The sequence below is a fragment of the Catenulispora pinistramenti genome (genome assembly GCF_018274385.1).
Taxonomy (GTDB): domain Bacteria; phylum Actinomycetota; class Actinomycetes; order Streptomycetales; family Catenulisporaceae; genus Catenulispora; species Catenulispora pinistramenti.
The window spans coordinates 40,828-59,863 of record NZ_JAAFYZ010000042.1; the positions used below are offsets into that span (position 1 = coordinate 40,828).

15 protein-coding genes are annotated in these 19,036 nt (G+C 69.5%); 13 read left to right on the forward strand and 2 right to left on the reverse strand.

The window, feature by feature from the left end; translation table 11 throughout:
• Positions 1-324 precede the first annotated feature (324 nt).
• From KGQ19_RS14915 to KGQ19_RS14945, 7 genes are all read left to right on the forward strand, one after another.
• Positions 325-4,335, forward strand: a complete 4,011-nt coding sequence (locus tag KGQ19_RS14915; protein ID WP_212009730.1) for a non-ribosomal peptide synthetase — start codon at positions 325-327, stop codon at positions 4,333-4,335.
• Positions 4,325-4,534, forward strand: a complete 210-nt coding sequence (locus KGQ19_RS14920) for an MbtH family protein (RefSeq protein ID WP_212009731.1) — start codon at positions 4,325-4,327, stop codon at positions 4,532-4,534. The genes KGQ19_RS14915 and KGQ19_RS14920 overlap by 11 nt, the downstream gene beginning before the upstream one ends.
• A complete protein-coding gene (locus KGQ19_RS14925; RefSeq protein WP_212009732.1) occupies positions 4,531-5,910 on the forward strand; it encodes an ATP-grasp domain-containing protein in 1,380 nt (459 codons plus the stop codon). Before KGQ19_RS14920 ends, KGQ19_RS14925 begins: the two co-directional genes overlap by 4 nt.
• A complete protein-coding gene (locus KGQ19_RS14930; protein ID WP_212009733.1) occupies positions 5,907-7,253 on the forward strand; it encodes an MFS transporter in 1,347 nt (448 codons plus the stop codon). The genes KGQ19_RS14925 and KGQ19_RS14930 overlap by 4 nt, the downstream gene beginning before the upstream one ends.
• 35 nt (positions 7,254-7,288) lie before the next feature.
• Positions 7,289-8,776 (forward strand): NAD(P)/FAD-dependent oxidoreductase, encoded by a 1,488-nt coding sequence (locus KGQ19_RS14935; protein WP_212009734.1) that lies wholly within the window; start codon positions 7,289-7,291, stop codon positions 8,774-8,776.
• Positions 8,776-9,033, forward strand: a complete 258-nt coding sequence (locus KGQ19_RS14940) for a phosphopantetheine-binding protein (protein ID WP_212009735.1) — start codon at positions 8,776-8,778, stop codon at positions 9,031-9,033. The genes KGQ19_RS14935 and KGQ19_RS14940 overlap by 1 nt, the downstream gene beginning before the upstream one ends.
• Positions 9,034-9,180: 147 nt before the next feature.
• The gene (locus KGQ19_RS14945) at positions 9,181-10,713 is read left to right on the forward strand and encodes an amino acid adenylation domain-containing protein (protein WP_212009736.1); all 1,533 of its coding nucleotides are present in this window, start codon (positions 9,181-9,183) and stop codon (positions 10,711-10,713) included.
• A gap of 90 nt (positions 10,714-10,803) precedes the next feature.
• Here KGQ19_RS14945 and KGQ19_RS14950 read toward each other — a convergent pair whose 3' ends face one another.
• Positions 10,804-12,552 (reverse strand): DUF885 domain-containing protein, encoded by a 1,749-nt coding sequence (locus KGQ19_RS14950; RefSeq protein WP_212009737.1) that lies wholly within the window; start codon positions 12,550-12,552, stop codon positions 10,804-10,806.
• A gap of 657 nt (positions 12,553-13,209) precedes the next feature.
• Between KGQ19_RS14950 and KGQ19_RS14955 the strand changes: the two genes are divergently transcribed.
• The 3 genes from KGQ19_RS14955 (at position 13,210) to KGQ19_RS14965 (ending at position 16,539) form a co-directional block, all read left to right on the forward strand.
• Entirely contained in the window at positions 13,210-13,722 is a 513-nt protein-coding gene (locus KGQ19_RS14955) for a hypothetical protein (RefSeq protein WP_212009738.1), read from the forward strand.
• Positions 13,719-14,480 (forward strand): class I SAM-dependent methyltransferase, encoded by a 762-nt coding sequence (locus KGQ19_RS14960; RefSeq protein ID WP_212009739.1) that lies wholly within the window; start codon positions 13,719-13,721, stop codon positions 14,478-14,480. The genes KGQ19_RS14955 and KGQ19_RS14960 overlap by 4 nt, the downstream gene beginning before the upstream one ends.
• Positions 14,481-15,708: 1,228 nt before the next feature.
• The gene (locus tag KGQ19_RS14965; RefSeq protein WP_212009740.1) at positions 15,709-16,539 is read left to right on the forward strand and encodes a hypothetical protein; all 831 of its coding nucleotides are present in this window, start codon (positions 15,709-15,711) and stop codon (positions 16,537-16,539) included.
• Between the two features lie 43 nt (positions 16,540-16,582).
• On the opposite strand, the gene KGQ19_RS14970 is transcribed toward KGQ19_RS14965, so the two are convergent.
• Positions 16,583-17,266, reverse strand: coding sequence for a GntR family transcriptional regulator (locus KGQ19_RS14970; protein WP_212009741.1), 684 nt, complete (start codon positions 17,264-17,266; stop codon positions 16,583-16,585).
• A 177-nt stretch (positions 17,267-17,443) separates the two neighbouring features.
• Here KGQ19_RS14970 and KGQ19_RS14975 point away from each other — a divergent pair, with 177 nt between their 5' ends.
• The 3 genes from KGQ19_RS14975 (at position 17,444) to KGQ19_RS14985 (ending at position 18,910) form a co-directional block, all read left to right on the forward strand.
• Positions 17,444-17,749, forward strand: coding sequence for a hypothetical protein (locus KGQ19_RS14975; protein ID WP_212009742.1), 306 nt, complete (start codon positions 17,444-17,446; stop codon positions 17,747-17,749).
• Positions 17,750-17,954: 205 nt separating this feature from the next.
• Positions 17,955-18,167 carry a hypothetical protein gene (locus tag KGQ19_RS14980; protein WP_212009743.1) on the forward strand — a complete coding sequence of 71 codons (213 nt, stop codon included), beginning with the start codon at positions 17,955-17,957 and terminating at the stop codon, positions 18,165-18,167.
• Positions 18,168-18,610: 443 nt separating this feature from the next.
• Complete coding sequence (locus KGQ19_RS14985; RefSeq protein ID WP_212009744.1) at positions 18,611-18,910, forward strand: hypothetical protein; 300 nt, start codon at positions 18,611-18,613, stop codon at positions 18,908-18,910.
• Positions 18,911-19,036 lie beyond the last annotated feature (126 nt).

A 19,036-nucleotide genomic window follows, 5' to 3' on the forward strand; every position in this document is an offset into this window, starting at 1 on the left:
GCTCCATCTCATGACGGCCAGTGCCGCACACCTCGTCTGTACCGACTCCGGATCCGCGCTGTTCATCCACGGCGACCGGAACGGTTGGCGCAGATCCGCCTGATCTCTTTCCAGCAATCCCTTTCTCGGCTCTGACGCCGATTCATGCCCCGGTTCCGGGGCGGCGATGACGCACGTCTGATTCGCCCGCGGCGAACCCTCGCCGCGGCGCGAGCGCGCCGTGTCCAATTCCTGTCCAGCCCTCGCCGACGCCGAGCGCTCGCCTGCTCGCGTACCGCGCAGACCTCATATACGCCTGCCCTCGCTCAAAGAGGTGGTTCTGCCATGTCCAGCGAGTCCGCCATGTCCAGCGAGTCCGCCGCCGACCAGCCCCGGCCATCTCGGAGACGCCAGCGCCGTCCGGGAAATCCCTTCGCGCTGGCCCACGACCCCCAGGCCCGCAGCCACCCGCTGTCGGCCGGGCAACAGCGCCTGTGGTGGCAGCGGCAGCTGGACTCGGCGTCCGACCAGTACCACATCCACGGCGGCTGGCGGTTCGCCGGCGGCCTGGATCCCGGGACGCTGGACGCCGCGCTGGCCGCGCTGGTGCGGCGGCACGAGATCCTGCGGACCGCCTTCGTCGCCGACGCCGACGGCCGCACCTCGCAACACGTCCTGGACACGGTCGAGATCCCGGTGACCTGGGCCGGGGGCGACTGGCGCGCGGCGGTGGACCGGGCCGGTGCCGAGCCCTTCGACCTGGCCCGGCCGCCGCTGTTCCGGGTGGTGGCCGCCGAACCGGACGACGGACCGCCGGCGCTCTACCTGGTCCTGCACCACATCGTCACCGACCGCTGGTCGATGGATCTGCTGCCCCGCGACTTGTTCGAGTTCTACGACGCCGCGCGCACCGGCCGCGAGCCGGACCTGCCAGAGCTCGCCGTGCAGTACGGCGACTACGCCGCCTGGCAACAACGAGCCCTGACAGCCGAGCGCCGGGCCGAACTGGCCGACTGGTGGCGCACGACGCTGTCCGGCCAGGAGCGGGCCGAGTTGCCCTCGGACCGGCCCCGGCGGCCGGCACCGGACGGGAGCGGGGCGACCGTCGCCGTGGACCTGCCCGCGGACGTCACCGCGCAGCTGACCGACCTGGCCTGGGGGGCGCGCGCCACGCCGTTCATCGTGGTCACCGCCGCCCTGGCCCGGCTGCTCGGCGAGGCCACCGGGCAGGGCGACGTGACGATCGGCGCGATCGTGTCCGATCGGCCGCACGGCGCGTTGCAGGACCTGATCGGGTTCTTCGTCAACACCGTCCCGGTCCGCGTCGACCTGTCGGCGCCCGGCCTCACCTTCCGGCAGGCCCTGACCGCCACCCGCGAGGCGTGGCTGGCAGCCGACGCACACCAGGACGCGCCGTTCGAGGAGATCGTCGGGGCGCTGCGGGCCGGTTCGGATCCGGGCCGGCACCCGCTGTTCGACGTCGCGGTGAACCACGGCGGCGACCACACCAACCTGACCGGCCGGCAGAACGCGCCGGCGTGGTGGCGTCCGGGGGTGCCGGAGACCGCGCGCTTCGACCTGTCGCTGACGACGATGGTGGTCGACGGCCGGTTGCGTGCCGCGTTCCTGTATCGGCCGGACCTGTTCGACCGCGGGCCGATCGCCGCGCTCGCCGAGCGCTACCTCCGATTGCTGGAACACGCGATCGCCGAGCCCGACCGGCCGATGGATGAGTTCGTCCTGGTGGACGCCGCCGCTGTGGAGTCACAGGATCGGCACGATGATCCCATCCCGGCGCCCTCGGAGACCGTCGTCGAACTCTTCCAGGCCCGCGCCGCACGGCATCCGGACGTCCCGGCGGTGGTCGCCCCCGACGGACAGCTGACCTACGGCGAACTCAACGAGCGGGCGAACCGGCTGGCCCGGCGGTTGGTCTGGCTCGGCGCCGGTCCGGAACTGGTCGTCGGGGTGTGCCTGGAACACAGTGTGGACCGGGCCGTCGTGCTGCTGGCGGTCGCCAAGAGCGGCGCGGCCTACCTTCCGCTCGATCCGGACTTCCCCGCTGAGCGGCTCCGGTTCCTGGTGGCCGACGCCGAGGCGATCCTGACCGTCGTCAGTCCCGCGCTGCGTGCGGCGCTTCCCGCCGACCTCGGGTCCGTGGTGGAGTTCGGCGGCGGTGTCCCGGACCTGTCGCAGGCTGCTGCGACGAACTTGGCCCCGGTGCGCGCGCGGCCCGACAACCTGGCCTATCTGATCTCCACGTCCGGCTCGACGGGGAAGCCGAAATCGGTCGCGGTGCCGCATCGGGCGCTGAGCCGGCTGGCCGTCGGCGCGGCGGGCTACCTCGCGGTGGGCCCCGGCGACACGTTCCTGCAAGCCGGTCCGCTCACCTTCGACGTGGCGGTGCTGGAGTGGGCGCCGCTGGTCCACGGCGGGCAGGTCGCGATAGCCGCCCTCGGGACATGGCTGGAGGACGCGGCCGATGTGGTCCGGCAGCACGGCGTCACCGCCCTCAAACTCGTCTCGCCGCAGCTCGACCTGCTCGTCGAGCGGGACATCGACCTGCTGGCCGGGCTGCGCCAGCTGATCGTCGGCGGCGACGTGGTGCGGCCGGGCAGCTTCGCCCAGGCGCGCCTGCGGCTACCGGGATGCGAAGTACTCGCCTCGTACGGACCGACCGAGAACACAGTGCTGTCAACGATCTTCGCCGGTCCGGCCCCGTCCCATCGCGTGCCGATCGGCCATGCCGTGCCGTATACGAGCGTTTACGTCCTGGACCGGAATCTCCGGCCGACGCCGGTCGGCATGCGCGGCGAGATCTACCTGGCCGGCGCCGGCCTGGCACGCGGCTACCACGGCCGTCCCGGACGTACCGCGCAGGCTTTCGTCCCCGACCCCTACGGCCCGCCGGGATCGCGCATGTACCGGACCGGGGACGTCGGGCGGCGCCTGCCCGACGGCGAGATCGACTTCCTGGGCCGCGCCGATCGGCAGCTGAAGATCCGCGGGTTCCGGATCGAGACCGGCGAGGTCGAGCACGCGCTACTACGTCAGCCCGGCATCACGGCGGCGGCCGTGACGCGCGCCGAGTTGGAGACCGGTCCTTGCCTGGTCGCCTACCTCACCACGGCCACCGAGCCCACCACGACCACCGAGCCCGCCGCGCCGATGGATCAGGACGCGCTGCGCCGGGCCCTTCGTACCGAACTACCGGCGTACATGGTTCCGGACCACATCATCGAGCTGCCGCGGATCCCACTGACAGCGCACAACAAGGTGGACCGGGCCGCACTGCCCCCGATCAGCCGGGTCGCCGACCGCCCGGAAGAGCAGGTCAGCACCGTTGGCGACGACGGACTTGTCAGCCGGGTCGCGCGGGCGTGGTCTGAGGTTTCGGGCGCCGCGCTCACGCCCGAATCAGACTTCTTCAACAGCGGCGGCCACTCCCTGATGGTGCCGCGGGCGACGGCGGCCGTCCGGAACCTCCTCGGCAGGGAGATCCCGCTGCGGCTGATGATGGAGCACCGGACGCCCGCCTCCTACGCGGCGGCGCTGGCCCTGGCGAGCACGCCCGATCTGGCCGCCGCCACGCGGGAGCACCGGCTGGTGCGCCAGAGCTGGCACAGCGCTGCGCTCGGCGGCGACCGGCGGGTGGACCTGTTCGTCACGCCGGGCGCCCCCGACACCGTTGTCGGGCATGCTTTGGTCGTCCCCGACGGATCAGAGTTCGTGGACATCATGCGGCTGCCCGCGCTGCTGGACCGGCTGGCGTCCGAGGGCCGGATCGGGCCGACGGCGGCGGTGTTCCTGAGCCCGGCGGACTCCTCGGCGCGCCGTACCGAGCTGCTCGATCCGGGGTACGCCGACGTCCTCGCCGACGAACTGCTGCCGCACCTGCGCGCCTGGCTCGGGACACGATCGCGGGCCGAGCGCGCGGTCGTCCTCGGCGCGAGCCTGGGAGCGGTGGTGGCGCTGCGGGCCGCGTTGCGTCGGCCCGATCGGTTCGCCGGGGCGGCGGCGCTGTCCGGGCCGTTGAGCGAACACCGGCTCGGCCCGGAACTGGACGGACCAGAGGAATCAGACGAGACGGACGGACCCCTGCTGAGCCCGGCTTCGGCTTCAACGCGGGCCCGGCTGTTCCTGGCGGCCGGCGACGCCGAAGCCGACCTCACCCTCGACGACGGACTCAATCTCCTGGAGGCGAATCAGAAGACCGCTGTGGAGCTCGACGAACAAGGCAACACCGTGCGCTTCGAGCACGGCGCGGGGGGCCACACCTACGCCGCCTGGGAGGCGCTGCTTCCCGAGGCCCTCATCTGGACGCTTCAGGAGGGAACAGAGCAGCATGTTCGCTGACGAGAGCCGGGATTTCCTGGTCGTGGTGAACCACGAGGAGCAGTACTCGATCTGGCCGGCCGACCGCGAGCCGCCGGCCGGATGGCGCACCGAGGGACCGCCTAGGCCGAAGGCGGAGTGCCTGGCCCGGATCGACCGGGAGTGGACCGACCTGCGGCCGCTGAGCCTGCGCCGCGCGATGGACGGTGAGGCGCGGTGAGCGACGTGCGCCAGGAGGCCGCCGAGCCCGCGGCCGAGCCCGTACCCGAATCCGTGGCCGAATCCGTGGCCGAATCCGCGACAGAGTCCACAACAGAGGCGGCCGGTGTGGCGCAGCGCCCTGCTTCAGCATCGACCGAGCCGGTCGTCCTGGTCATCGGCGGCCGACCGAAGATCGTCCAGAAGGCCAGGACCCTCGGCCTGCGCGTGGTCTACCTGCAATATCCGGGCTCTTATGGCGAGGCCCACCGGCCCTACGTCGACCAGGCCTTGCTGCTGGACTACTCCGACGTCGAGCGGCTGCTTCCGTTGGTATCGGCACTGCATCGTGCCTATCCCTTCCAGAAAGTGGTGTCGCTGTTCGAGCTCGGTCTGCTGCCCGCGGCCCGCATCAGCCAGGCCCTCGGGCTGGGCGGCACCACGCCGGAGACCGTGGAGCTGCTGCTCGACAAGTGGCAGATGCGGCAGCGGCTCCAGGCAGCCGGCGTGAGCCCGGTCGCGGCCGCTGTCGGACGCACCGAGGACGATCTGCGCGCGTTCGTCCAGCGTCACGGCCTGCCGGTGGTGGTGAAGCCGACGCGCGAGGCCGGGAGCATCTGCGTGCTCGCGGTCCGCACCGAAGCCGAGGTGCCATCGGTGCTGGCCCGCTACCGCGAGCTCGGCGCCCTGCTCGATCCGCGCGATCTGGCCGGGCCGCTCGAAGAGTTCCTGATGGAGGAGTACCTGGACGGCCCGGAGATCAGCGTCGAGACGCTGAGTTCCGACGGCCGGCACGTGGTCGTCGCGGTCACCGACAAGGTGATCGGCGCCGGTCCCGCCGGGTTCGTCGAGCTCGGGCACTCGATGCCGAGCCGACATCCGGGCCCTGATCTGGAGCGCGCCGAGCAGTTGGTGTCCGCGTTGCTGGACGCGGTCGGGCTGCGGGACGGACCGGCGCACACCGAGCTGAAGCTGACGCCGCGCGGGCCGATGGTCATCGAATCGCACAACCGGATCGGCGGGGACCGGATCGGCGAGCTGGCCGAGCTGGTCTACGGGATCGACATGGACAGCTACGCGCTCGGGGTCCCGTTCGGTCTGGTGCCGCCGCTGACCGAGTCGCCCGCGCCTTCCGGCGGCGCGGCCATCAGGTTCCTGACACCGGCGCCGGGCCGGGTGGTCGAGGTGACCGGGACCGAGGCGGTGCGCGAGGATCCGGCGCTGGTCGAGCTGGAGATCGCGGTCGCGGCCGGGGCGCTGGTGCCGGAGCTGACCTGGAGCGAGGACCGGGTCGGCCACGTGATCGCGCGCGGTGCGGACGCCGGGGAGGCGATCGCGAACTGCGAACGGCTGGCGGCGGCTGTGACGATCCGGACGGAGCCGGTGGGCCGCCGGTGAACGACACCGCGCCCGAGGGCGAACTCCGATTCCGCGACAGCCTGCGGCACCTGCCGCCGCGGGTCTGGATCGTCAGCGCCGGCAACCTGGTCAACCGCGCGGGCAACTTCCTGCCGATCTTCATCGTGCTCTACCTGGCCAGCAAGCACCGCTCGGCGGGCGCCGCCGGCCTGGTCCTGGGCGCCGCCGGGATCGGCAACGTGCTGGGCGCCACGCTCGGCGGGCACCTCGCCGACCGCATCGGCCGGCGCTGGACCATGACCGTGTCCGCGTTGCTGACCGCGGGCCTGACCGCGCTGGTCCCGCTGGTGGGCAACCTGGCGCTGCTGGTCGGGCTGGTCGGCCTGACCGGCGTCGCCTCCCAGCTCTACCGGCCGGCCGCGGCGGCGCTGCTCGTGGACGGCATGGACCACCAGCAGCGGCTGGCGGCCTCGGGGGTCTTCCGCTTCGGGATGAACGTCGGGGCCTCGATCGGCGGTGTGCTCGGCGGCCTGCTCGCGTCCCGGTCCTTCGCATGGCTCTTCTACAGCAACGCGATGGCCAGCCTCGCATTCGGCATCCTCACCGCGATCCTGGTCCGCGACGCCCCGCGCCCCGCCGCCGCCGTTTGCGCGGCGGACGGCGATACAGGCGCGGACGGTGATGCGGACGCGGACGCCGGGAGCGGATCAGGGGCCGAACACACAGCGGCCGACCCGACTTATCGCACGGCGCTCCGCGACCGTCACCTGCGCCGGTTCCTGGCGATGACCTTCGTCGCAGAGTTCGTCTACGTCCAGTCCACGGTGGGTCTGCCGCTGCACGTGACCTCGGTCGGGCTGTCCGCCGAGAGTTTCGGCCTGTTGATCGGCCTCAACGGCCTGCTGGTGCTGATCTGCGAGCTGCCGCTGACCGGCGCGGTCTCGCGGCGCCGCCCGGAGTACGTCCTGTTCCTGGGCAACCTGCTCACCGGAGCCGGGCTGGCGCTCACGGTCTTCGCCGACTCGATGTTCTGGCTGGCGGCGACCGTGGTGCTGTGGACCGCCGGGGAGATGCTCTACGCCTCCATGGCCGCCGCCCACCTCGGCGGCCTGTCGCCACCGCACCTGGTCGGCCGTTACCAGGGCCTCTACGCGGCGGCGATCACGGCCGGAACCGGCCTCGGCCCGCTGATCGGCGGGCTCGTCTACACCTCCAGCACGAAGGTGTTCTGGCTGCTCGTGGGAGCGGCCGGGCTGTGGTCGGCACAGCTGTGCCTGCCGCCGCGGCGCCGTGCTGACCGACAGGGGGCCGGCGGCACCGGCCCCGACCACCACCCGGAGGAAGGCCGGGAAGCGCAGCCGATCCGGATCAGCAACCAGTGATTCCCAGTCAGATCCCAAGCGGAGGTGCCACTCCCATGTCAGCCACTATCGAGAAACCAGACGTCCGGCCCGCACAGGCCGACGTCCTCATCGTCGGCAACGGCGCGCTCGGGCTGTTCCTGGCCCGCGAACTCAGCGCCGCCGGCGCCGGCTCCGTCGTCGTGGTCGGCCCGGCCGACCGCTCCTCCGGCGGCAGCCAGGCCGCCGGCGCCATGATGGGCTGCTTCGCCGAGGCCACCAGCGAGTCGTTGCGGACCCAGCCCGCCCGGACCCGGTTCGAACTGGGCGTCGCCGCCCACGAGCGCTGGCCCGCGGTGCTGGCCGCGCTCCAGGAACACGCCCCCGGCGGACGTCCGCTGCTCACCGCGCCCGAGACCCACGTGGTGCTGAACTCCATCGGCGCCGAGTTGGACAACGTCAACCTCGCGGCGATCATCAATGCCCTGACCGAGTACGGCAAGCCGTGGCAGGAATGCGACCCGCACGACATCCCCGGCTTCAACCCGCGCACCGACACCCGCGCGCTGCGGGCGATCCTGCTGCCGGAGGAGGGCGCAGTGGACGCCCGAGCCGTGCTCACCGCGTTGCAGGCCGACCTGCTGGCCTCCGGCGTCACCCTGCTCGACGCCTCGGTGCGCACCCTGCTCGGCGACTCCGACTCGGTCACCGGGGCCGAACTCGACGACGGCCACGTCATCGAGGCCGGCAAGGTGGTGGTCGCGGCCGGCGCGCTCAGCGAGAGCGTCCTCAAAACCCTAATACCGGACTTGGACCTGGTCCCGACCTTCGCGGGTCTGGGCTTCGCCATGATCGCCCGCCGCACCGGCGGGGAGCCGTTCCGCAGCGTCGTGCGCACCCCGAACCGGGGCTTCGCCTGCGGCCTGCACGTCGTCCCGCAGGCCGACGGCACCGAATACTACGGCGCCACCAACCGCCTGGTCGACGAGGTCGGCAGCACGACCTGGATGGCGGACGTGCGGTTCCTGGCCCAGTACTCGATGCAGCAGTTGGACGAGCGCGCCGCCAGCCACGAGGTGGTGCGCTGGCTGGCCGGCAACCGGCCGGTCACCCTGGACGGCTTCCCGCTGATCGGCTGGCTGCCGCGCGCCGGGCTGTATCTGATGTCCGGCACCTACCGCGACGGCTTCCACTGCGCACCGCTGCTGGCCGCGCACGTCGCCAACGAACTCCAGGGCAAGCCGGGTCTCATCGACCCGATCTTCCAGCCCACCCGCCGACCGGTGGCCACCCGCACCGTCGAGGGCTCGATCCAGGAGTACGTGGAGCACAACCTCGCCGGCTGGTTCGAGACCGGCGCGCAGGCCGCGCCGCAGCTGACCACCCGGCAGATCGCCGACTACTACCGGAACATGGCCACGCAGTTCTACGAGCGGGTGGGGACCGACTACGCGCTGGGGCCGGACATCCTCTGGTACGCGCAGGGGAGCCTGGTCGGCGGCCGGCGGGTGGCCCGCTACCTGCGCCGGTTGCAGCCGGCCGCGGCCGGGACGGGGGCGCTGTAATGACGATCGCGCAACAGACCACCGTGGCGGCCGTGCGGACCCTGGTCGTGCAGCACCTCAACCTGGCGCTGCCCGAAGGCCGGCCGGCCGAGGACGACGACCTGTGGAAGCTGGGCATGACCTCGCTGTCGTGCCTGGGCCTGATGCTCGCCATCGAGGACGAGTTCGACATCGAACTCGCCCAGGACGCGCTGAAGGAGGCGACGTTCCAGAACCTGGCGACGATCTCGGCAGCGGTGGACGCGGTACTGAACTAACAGCCCACTGACAACAATGCCCTGACAGCAGTGGGCCTGACAGTAGTGGCCTGACAGCAGCCATCTGACGACAGAAATCTGATACGTGCGGTGTGCGGCGCGCCCCTGAGGCGGGCCGCACACCGCCCGATGTGAGAGGAATGTGCCGTGGCCGAATCGGGCCGCTCCCGCCTGGTCCCCGCCGGGGCCCAGACCGTCCTGGACCTCATCGACGCACGGGTCCGGGACCAGCCGGACGCCACCGCGATCCGCACCCCGGGCCGTACGCTGACCTACGCCGAGACCGCCCAGGCCACCTCCCGGCTGGCCGACCGGCTGCGCCGCCGCGGCGTCGGGCCCGAGACGATCGTCGCGGTGCACCTCCCCCGCGGCCTGGACGCGCTGATCGGGATGCTCGCGGTCCTGCGCTGCGGGGCCGCTTTCCTGCCGCTGGCCGTGGACGACCCCGGACGGCGCAAACAGGAGGTGCTGGCCGACGCCGGATGTCTGCTGACGCTGGTCGAGGCGCCGGTCGACTGGACTTCGCAGGTGGAACTCGTCGTCGATCCGGAGCCGGCCGACCGACTCGAGAACCGCGATGGCGACGCGGCTCGGCTACCCTCCCCGGGCGAGCCCAGACCGCAGGAGCTGGCTTACGTCATCACGACTTCCGGCTCCACCGGCCGCCCGAAGGTCGTCGGGATCCCGCACGAGGGCATCCTCAACCTGGTCCTCGCCTCGATCCTGGAGCTGGACCTGATCCGGCCCGACGACACGATCCTGTGGACCACCACGCTCACCGCCGACATCACCGTCCACGACTGCCTGATGGCCCTGTGCTGCGGCGCGACCGTGGCCATCCCCGACCGCTCCGAGCTGCCGATCGGCCGGATCGCGGCCACCGCCCGGGAACTGGCGGCCACCATCGTCGATCTGCCGGCCGCGGTCCTGGGCCCCTACGGCCGCTCGCTGGTGCCGCGCTTGGCCGAGGCCGGGGTGCGCCTGCTGCTCACCGGCGGCTCACAGCTGGACGGCGACGGCTTCGCCGACCACGCGTCGCTGGTCGTCGCCAACGGCTACGGCCCGACGGAGGCCACGGTCGCCGTCACCTGGTACAGCTGCACAGACAAGACGCCGGCCTGGGTGCCGATCGGCTCGGCCTTCCGCGGCGTGCGCCTGTACGTGCTCGACGAAGAGCTGGCGCCGGTACCGCAGGGACAGTCCGGCCAGCTGTACGTCGCAGGGGTCTGCCTCGCCCGCGGCTACCTCGGCCTGCCCGGCCGTACCGCCGAATCATTCGTCCCCGACCCCTTCGCACCGACCTCCGGCGAGCGCATGTACGCCACCGGCGACCTGGTCCAGCAGAACGAGGACGGCGACCTCGTCTATCGCGGCCGCATCGACAGCCAGGTCAAGATCAGCGGCTACCGCGTGGAGCTCGGCGAAGTGGAGCACGCGGTACGCGACTGCCCCGGCGTGGTCGACGCGACGGCGCTGCTCCGAACGGACGCGCCGGGCGGCGCCGCGATCGTCGCCTTCGTCGTCGGCGACAGCGGCCTCGGCGCGGTGGTCGGCGACCGGCTGCGGGAGCGGCTGCCGGCGCACATGGTGCCCCGGCATGTCGTGTGGCTGCCGGAGCTGCCGATCAACGCGCTGGGGAAGGTGGATCGAGCGGCGCTCGCGGCGCTGGCGATCGGTTGACGCTTGCCCGCCTGCGCCCGACCGGCTGGCTCGCGCCTGGACCGGTTGGCACGCGCCTGGCCGGTTCACTCTCGCTTGTCTCCGCCCTGGTCAGCCGAGCCGACCGAGCACCAGGTCCCGCAGCGTGTCCAGCCCCGCGGGACCGGCCCGCAACGCGTCCATGTGGAACCGCCGCAGCTCGAACCCGGCCCCGTCGCGGGCCCTGGCCTCCTCGCGCAGCTGGAGCCACAGGCGCTCGCCGAGCTTGTAGGCGGGCGCCTGACCCGGCCACCCCAGGCACCGGTCGATCTCGGCCGTCGCGCGTCGCGCATCCATCAGGGTCCTGCTGCTCAGGAACTCCACCGCGAGCTCCGGCGTCCAGACCTCACCCTCGTGGAAGCCGGCGCCGCCCGGAATGCGCAGCCCCAGATGCAGCCCGATGTCGACGATCACGCGCGCGGCCCGGAACAGCGCCTTGTCCAGCATGCCCAGCAGCTCGCCGTCATCAAGGAAGCCGAAGTCCTGCATCAGGCGCTCGGCATACAGGGCCCACCCCTCGCCGTGCCCGTCGATGAAGCACAGCAGCCGCTGGAAGCGGTTCAGGCCCGGTGTCGTCACCGCGGTACCGATCTGCAGATGGTGCCCCGGCACGCCCTCGTGGTACACGGTGCTGAGGTCACGCCACGTCGCGAACACCTCTTTGCCGGCCGGCACGTTCCACCACATCCGCCCCGGACGACTGAGGTCGTCCGCCGGTCCGGTGTAGTAGGCACCGCTTCCCCCTCCGGGCGGCGCGATCAGGCACTCTAGGCGCATCAAAGCATCCGGGACGTCGAAGTACGCCCCGGCCAGATCAGCCAGCGCTCGATCAGCGCGCTCCTGCAGCCAGTCCCGGAACGCATCGACACCGGTGACGCGATAGCGCGGATCGGCGTCGAGCACCTCGGCCGCCTCCCGAACCGAACCACCCGGCACGACCCGCCCGGCGGCAGCAGACTGCTCCTCGCGGATCCGCTGGAACTCGCTCCATCCCCACTCATACGCCTCGCGCAGATCCACCTCCGCGCCGAGGTACTTGCGGGACCACAGCCGGTAGACGTCTTCGCCGACCGCGTCCACGTCCGTCGCCCCCGGCGCCGATTCCTCGCGGAGGTAGCGCGCCAGCTCCGCGTACGCCGCAGACGCGGCCATGGCACCGGCGTCCAGATCCGCCCGTAATGCGGCGGTGACACCGGCCACCTGCTCGGCGCCGACGGCCAACTCCCCGAACGCCGACCCGCCGCCGTCCATCCCCGCCCACTCCCGGCACTGCCCGATCACCTGCTCAACCTGCCGCACCACCGGCACGCGCCCGGCCGCTTCCGCCCCCGACCCTGACGCCCCCACCGCCGCCGCTGTCAACGACTCCTGATATCCGGCCAACGCCGCCGGCACCGCGGCCAACCGCGCGGCGATCACAGCCCAATCCTCGGCGGTCGAAGTCGGCATGAGATCGAAGGCCTGCCGCACCTCCTGCACCGGACACCACGTCGCGTTCAAGGCCGAACCCGGCAGCCCGGCCGCGTGCAGGTCCACCTCCACCCGCATGCGCTCGGCGAACACCGCACGCGCGGCCCGCTCACCGTCATCACCCGGCCGCGCGGCACTGATCGCGGCCAACCCCCGCCGAGCAAGCTCAGCCCGCGCCTCATGCCCAGCCGGGGAGAGATCGGGCAGCGTGGCGTCGTGGCCCTGGATCCCGAACTCGGTAGCCGCAGTCGGATACAGCCGGGCGTATTCGTCCACGTACGCGTCACAGATCGCGTGGACACCACCGACGAGCGAGGACCTTGATCGCAGCGTGCTGATTCGCCTCTTCACGCGACAAGCGTCGGCCCCAGGGGCTCCGGACGGCAACCCGGCTGACGAAAGCGCCCGGCCAGCGATCGACGGGACGCCCCACTGCGGGCAAGCGAAAGGCAATGCCCCTGGCTGGTCTTACTGCCAGGGGCATTACTCGGGGGTACCGCTGGGCTCGAACCCGGCCCACGCGGTTTCAACGGGCGCATGCGAGTCACTTCTTGGCTTCGGTCTCCACCGGACGGGTACGGCGCTCACGCTCGGCCTCAGCCTTGCGCCGAGCGGCGGCGATCTGCAGGCGGCCGGTCACGACTTCGCTGTTCATGGTTTTCTCCTTAGGAATCCATCGGATCCGATCTCGTTGCTTACGATTCTAAGGCATCAGCTGGCTCTGGCTAACCAATTTAAGGTGAACACCATCACAGGGGGCGGATTTAAAAGTTCAGACAACGGTTGGACAGGCGCCTTGATCACCGCCGCGCCCGACCCGCCTCGCCGAAACCGACCCCGCCGCCTTCTCAGCCGTACTGCCGCCGCAGTAGCGACGGTGTCTTCAGACAGCGGATGTGCCCGTTGCTCCCCGGCCGAGAGCATGAGCCTGCCGAGCTGAACGCCCGGCCCCACCTCGCCGCCAGCCGATAGCCGATAGCCGATAGGAGCGTGCCGCCCTTGCTTGCCGTGAAGAAAGACACGGTGCTGCCACGCCTGGGGAGCAGGGCGCGCAAGGCGTTGGTCTGCGTGCATGTGGCCGTGTCCGTCAGCTGGCTCGGGATGACGCTGTGCCTGTTGGCGATGGCCGTCACCGCGCTGCTGACGAACGACGCCGACACCGTGCGCGCGGCCTACCGGGCGATGAAGATCCTCGGCGACACGTTGGTGATCCCGCTGAGTCTGGCCGCGTTGCTGTCCGGGCTGTGGCTCTCGCTGGCCACCCCCTGGCGACTGTTCTCCTGGCGCTGGGTGACGGTGAAGTTCTGGCTCACCCTGGCCGCGGCCGCCGCCTCGATCTTCGCCCTGCGGGCCCGCCTGGACCAGGCCGCGCACGTCGCCGCCACCCATCCGGTCGGAACGATCGCACAGATGCACCTGGGATCCCTGCGGTCCAGCATGGTGATCATCCCCAGTGTGGCAACCTGCGTATATCTTGCCAATGTGGCGATCTCGGTGACCAAACCATGGGGGCGTAAATGAGCGAGCGGAAACCACCGTCGGCCGAGGACTTCAACCAGTGGTACGCGGACATGGCCGAGCAGTCGGCCGGCGACGAGGTCAAGCGGGCCCATCTGGGACTGCCGCCGCTCCTGCTGTCGTCGAGCCTGCTGGCCTGGGACGGCATCGCCGACGTGGTCCAGGCCCTGCGCCTGCCGCAGGGCGGCCGGCTGCTGGACCTCGCGTGCGGACGCGGTGGCTACGGCCTGGAGATCGCCTCGAGGACCGGCGCGAAGCTGACCGGCGTCGACTTCTCCGAAGAGGCGATCACCCAGGCCGAAGCGCTCGCGCGACAGTGGGGCGCTGAAGCCGAGTACCGCGTCGGCGACCTGACCGCCACCGGCCTGCCCGACGCGTCGGTCGACGCCGTCGTGATCGTCGACTCGATCCAGTTCAAACCGGAGGCCGCCTCGTTCCAGGAGATCCACCGCGTACTCGCCCCGGGCGGCCGCGTCGCGCTCACGACCTGGGAAGCCCTGGACCCCACCGACGAACGCGTCCCGAACCTGCTCCGCGTGGTCGACACCCGGTCCGGCTTGGCGCAGGCCGGATTCGTCGACATCGAGGTCCACGAACGCCCCGCGTGGACTGCGGTGGAACGCACGCTGTGGGAGGAGGCGGTGAGCCTGGACCCGGGCGACGATCCGACCCTGAAGTCCCTGCACGACGAGGGCCTCCGCGTGCTGCCCGGCTTCGACTTCGTTCGCAGGGTCCTCACAAGCGCGAGCGCCGATCGGTAGTGCCGTGCCAGGCAACGTTTGCCCGGGAGCTTTCGCGATGTGGTCCGCGACGTGCCGATCGGCGGGCGGGATCCGTCGGCGGGTGGAGTTTGCCGGGGCTGGAGTTTGTGGGCCAGGTTGCGGTTGGGGTGTGGGTTGAAAGGCGATTTTTACGGCCTTCGGTCATAGTTGTGCCGGTTCGGGGTTCGGGGTGGCGAGTTGTGTTTGTCGGCTGCCGGTTTCCGCGTTCACAACCCCGCCGCACCTCAGGCCTCTTCAACTCCAGCAAGTCAGAGCAAGGACACAGGCCAGATCAACAGCAAGATCAACGACACAAGCAAGATCAAGAGCCGAAGATCAAGAGCTGAAGATCAAGGTCAAGGTCAAGAGCTATGGTGAAGAGCCGGGCCTCCGGCGGGCCTCGGCAACCTCAGGGAAACTAGCGCGGTTCCCTCGGGTGGCCGGGTGAGTCTCAGCGGCGGCGGTCCCTGAGGTGGTGCGGTCCGTTCCCCACGGTCGCGTCGGCAACCCATGTGCGAATGTATCTAAGTTCGATACCGCTGGCCTGGCCCTTTGACCAAAAGCGCGACGCGACGTTGCGCACAAGGGGCGGGCTGAGATTTTGGCCGGTGTCCTGCGTGTGCGGGGCTGAAGTGCTCTGAGGGGGCCTTACGCTGGCCAGGCAGGGAGGGCAGGTTCGTAGCCTGCCCGTTGTTGGCACTCCCAGGCCCCCTCAGAGCACTTCAGGTGGGGTCCCCGTGCACGGAGGTGGCTAAAATCTCGGGCCGCCCCGGACCGGACCACAGGCAAACCACGTGCAGGACGTGAGTTGTTGGCCTGTTCTGGTGACCACGCGGTTCAAGAGCGGAGGAGGTGTCTTCGGAGGAGGGCGAGGGCTAGCGTAGCGCCCTCGACGTCTGGAGAAGGCGCCACCGTAGCGGCGGCTACCCTCCTACGTAGATGGCTGATTCGCAAACGGAAGACGCAGGTAGACGGCAAGGACCACCCTATCGGGCGGTCGCAGGTTGACTCCGCAGCACGCGGCAGGCCACACTCGCCGCGTAACGTTAATGAAAATGGTTTTCGAGGCCATCTCATGTAGAACGCACGGAGGTCTGCCATGCGCATCGCCCTGGTCGGCAAAGGCGACAGGCGAACAAGGCGACAGGCCTCGACTTGGCAACACACGTCGATCCCAGTTTCGTGTCCGGGCCGGACGCCTTCGCGGCATCGTAGTTAGAGTGCAGTCGTGGCAGAACTGGCCTTGACACAAGAACGCCGTGAACAGCTGCGGAGCTACCTGAGTGACGAGCAACTACTAGGCACCGAATATCCCGAGGTAGCACGGTACTTAGACGCTGCGGTAGGGCTGGCAGGTACGGGCGATAGCGAGGCGGATGCAAGCTTTGATGTCCGGCTGCTGCACTTCATGACCGGGGGCCGAGCGGAGAGCCAGAACCCGTACTGGGAGATCGTGGCACCGTCAGTATCAGAGCTGGACGGGCGACGCGTGGTCAACGGCGGCCATCCGAATGGGAGCGCTCGTCTGGCCTTCGCTCAGATGACTTTGCAGGCCACGTACGCCTACGCGATCCCATCCCCCGAAACGATCGAGTGGATGTCGGGTATCTGCGCTGACCGGCCGATAGTAGAACTCGGTGCTGGGCGCGGCTACTGGGCGAGCCAACTCGACCAGGCCGGCCACGCGGTCACCGCGTACGAACTTGAGCCACCTGACACGAGCGAGAACGTCTCGTTCCCCAAGGCGGCTGGCCAGGACGATATCTGGCACCCGGTATCCCACATCGACGGGCACCAGTTTGAAGACCACTCCGACAGTGTCCTGTTTCTCTGCTGGCCTCCTGGCTGGGGCAACACGATGGCGTCCGCAGCACTCAACTCGTTCGAGAGTTCGGGTGGAACGCAGCTGATCTTCGTGGGTGAACCCAAGGGCGGGAAAACCGGAGATGACGCATTCTTTGACGCATTGACGGAAGGCTGGGTATTGCAGTCTGCGGACCCGGCCTTCGTCTCATGGTGGAACTTGGCAGACGTAGCACAGGCTTGGGTCCGCCGATAACGCCTGCCAAGTGTCATAACGTCAGCACTTCCACGACCAACGCTCAGTTTGTCGTCGGCCTGACTGACGTTCGAAACGTATACGCCGCGTAGCGATCCAGCGGATACGAGATATCCGAGATCATAATCAACCGCCCGTCTACGTCGAAGAACCGTTGATGAATGGTCTTGACCATGACGCCAGGTGGGGTACGCAGCCAAGCCGCATGCGATCCCGCAGGAAGCTGATCTTTCAGCGTCTCTTCGAGATCGAAGCCTCTGCCGTCGTTGACGCCAGAGATCCCGGACGGCTGGTACGTGTCCGAGATTGACACCGGGCGTCCGTCTTCTGAGGCTCGGGTGATGACGTGCGAGACGCCGTCAGCAGGCTCAATCCCGAAAGCATCCGCCAAGTCGGGAGTTGGCGTTTCCGACGTCTCCTCGCGCTCAACGACCATGCGAGCAGCGGATTCGTGGCTGAACGTTGCCTCGGCGGTCTCGGTCTGACGCTCGGGTGATACTCGGACAAGGCCGGTCCGATCGGCGACGAAGTTGCCTCGCCGATGGACCGATCGGACAAGTCCTTGACTTCGCAGAAGTTTGATCGCGTTGCGAGCGACGATGTCGGACACGCCGTGTTGTTCGGAGATCTCAACGAGGCTGGGCATCGGCGTGCCGGGCGCAAGATCCCCGCTGAGAATACGTCGCGCATACTCAGCTGCAATCGCAACGTAGGCCGGTTCTGTCATTTGACCATGATCCCTTCGTCTGGGCACGCGCCACGCGTCCACCACCTTCACCGTGCAGTCCAGCGTATACGAGCCAACGTATACGTAGCTACGTATACGACTGTGGTTGACTCGTATACGTAGCTACGTATACGTTGAGCCGTGCACCAGTCAGAAGCACTACGAAGGGTGATAGTGATGCAGAGGAAGGCGAAACCGGAGCTTCCGGTCGGCGCTCCTCCTGGCGCTACGGCGCGGCTCGCGTGTGAGGTGCCGGACGAGGTGTGGCTGGCTCTGGTGGAGAAGGCTGCGGACCCGGCGGCTTGGCGTCCGACTCTCGGTCGCACGATCACGGCTGACTACGTGGTCTTCTTCTTCACGCTTGCGGCTCCGGGGCGGGCGTCGGAGTACGCCAAGTTCCCGCGTGATGTATGGCTGGCGTGGTGTCGCGGACGGCCGACGTTCCCAAGTCCTGCCCCGGCGTCGGAGACGGTGGAGGTGTAGTCGTGCCGTTGTTGAACGGTGGTGCGCCAGTGCCGCTGCATGAGATTCCGCGCGGCTCGTATGTGCGGGTGGATGAGACCACGTGGCGTCGGCTGGAGAACTGGACGGTGCTGGATAGGGATCTTCGTCGTGCGAACGCGCCGCGTTTCCGGGTTCATTGGGTCGGGTTGGAGTCGTATCCGTCCACCTTCGTTAGGGAGCCGTCGTGGCCGGTGTGGGCGGGCGATTGGCCTCCGAGCTTGACGGCGGTGGCGTCGTGACGATGCAGGAGAACGACGTGTCGGGCGTGTCTTACGCCGAGTCTGGCGAGCCTCGGGGCTATACCCGGTGGCTGCTGATGATCGCCGGGTTGGCGTCGTCGGTGACGGTGAACGCGATTTTGCTGGTGTACGTGGCTAAAGGCGGTGTTCACCAGTGATCGTCAAGAGCTTGTTTGGGACCCGCGCCGTTGCTGGATGGCGTGGAGGGCGGGCCGTGATCAGAGTCCACGGCGCCGTTGTGCGCGGGGCGGGGGTGGTGGTGGCCCAGCCTGGCGCCCCCGCCCCGCGTGCTGGATCGCCTCGGGCATCACCGGGGGTTGGGCTTGTGGGGTCCGGTTGTGCGTGGGGCATGCCCGGGTTCTGCAAGGCGGTGGCGGGCTTTCCCGTTGTCGCTTATGGGGCCGGTCGTGGAGTTCTGCGGCTCTAGGGGCGGCCGGTCCCATGTGTTGCCGAGCCGGGCCACCCCACCTCTCGCTAAAGGCGCGGGGTGGCCCGGCGGGTCAACAGACCCGGTACCGATGGTATCGGGACGAGGCGACACCTTCGATCTCTGATACCTCGGTGCGGTCTGTTGGTCCGTTTCGGGGGAGGTCGGTTCTGCATGGATGTTTGGTGGGTGCATCCGGATTTCTGGGAGTACCGAGTGGGTCTGAACTATGTTCGCGCACATAGGAGGGCTGAGTGGCTTGCTGATGCCCTGCTTGAAGTGGCGGGCAGTGAGGCGGCACCCGAGCATTTGAGGTTGGCGGTCGAGCTGTACGGCGTGAGTTTGGCTGTGCGCGTGGATGGCACGGCGGTGGCGTGGATCGGTCCGGATCCAGCTGACGCCGAGCTGTGGGGCGAGTTGGGGCCGGATGAGCCTATGTCGCTGAGTCTCGACGGGCTTGGTGCTCTGGCTTGAGTGCCTGTTGCTCAACCGAACATGGGTGTTGAGCTGGGAAAATAGTTCCTGGTGTGGGGTGTGATCCGTTGTTGGTGGCGGTAGAGGTTGGTGACGGATCGGGGCGGGGTTCGGCCGGGGAGGCGT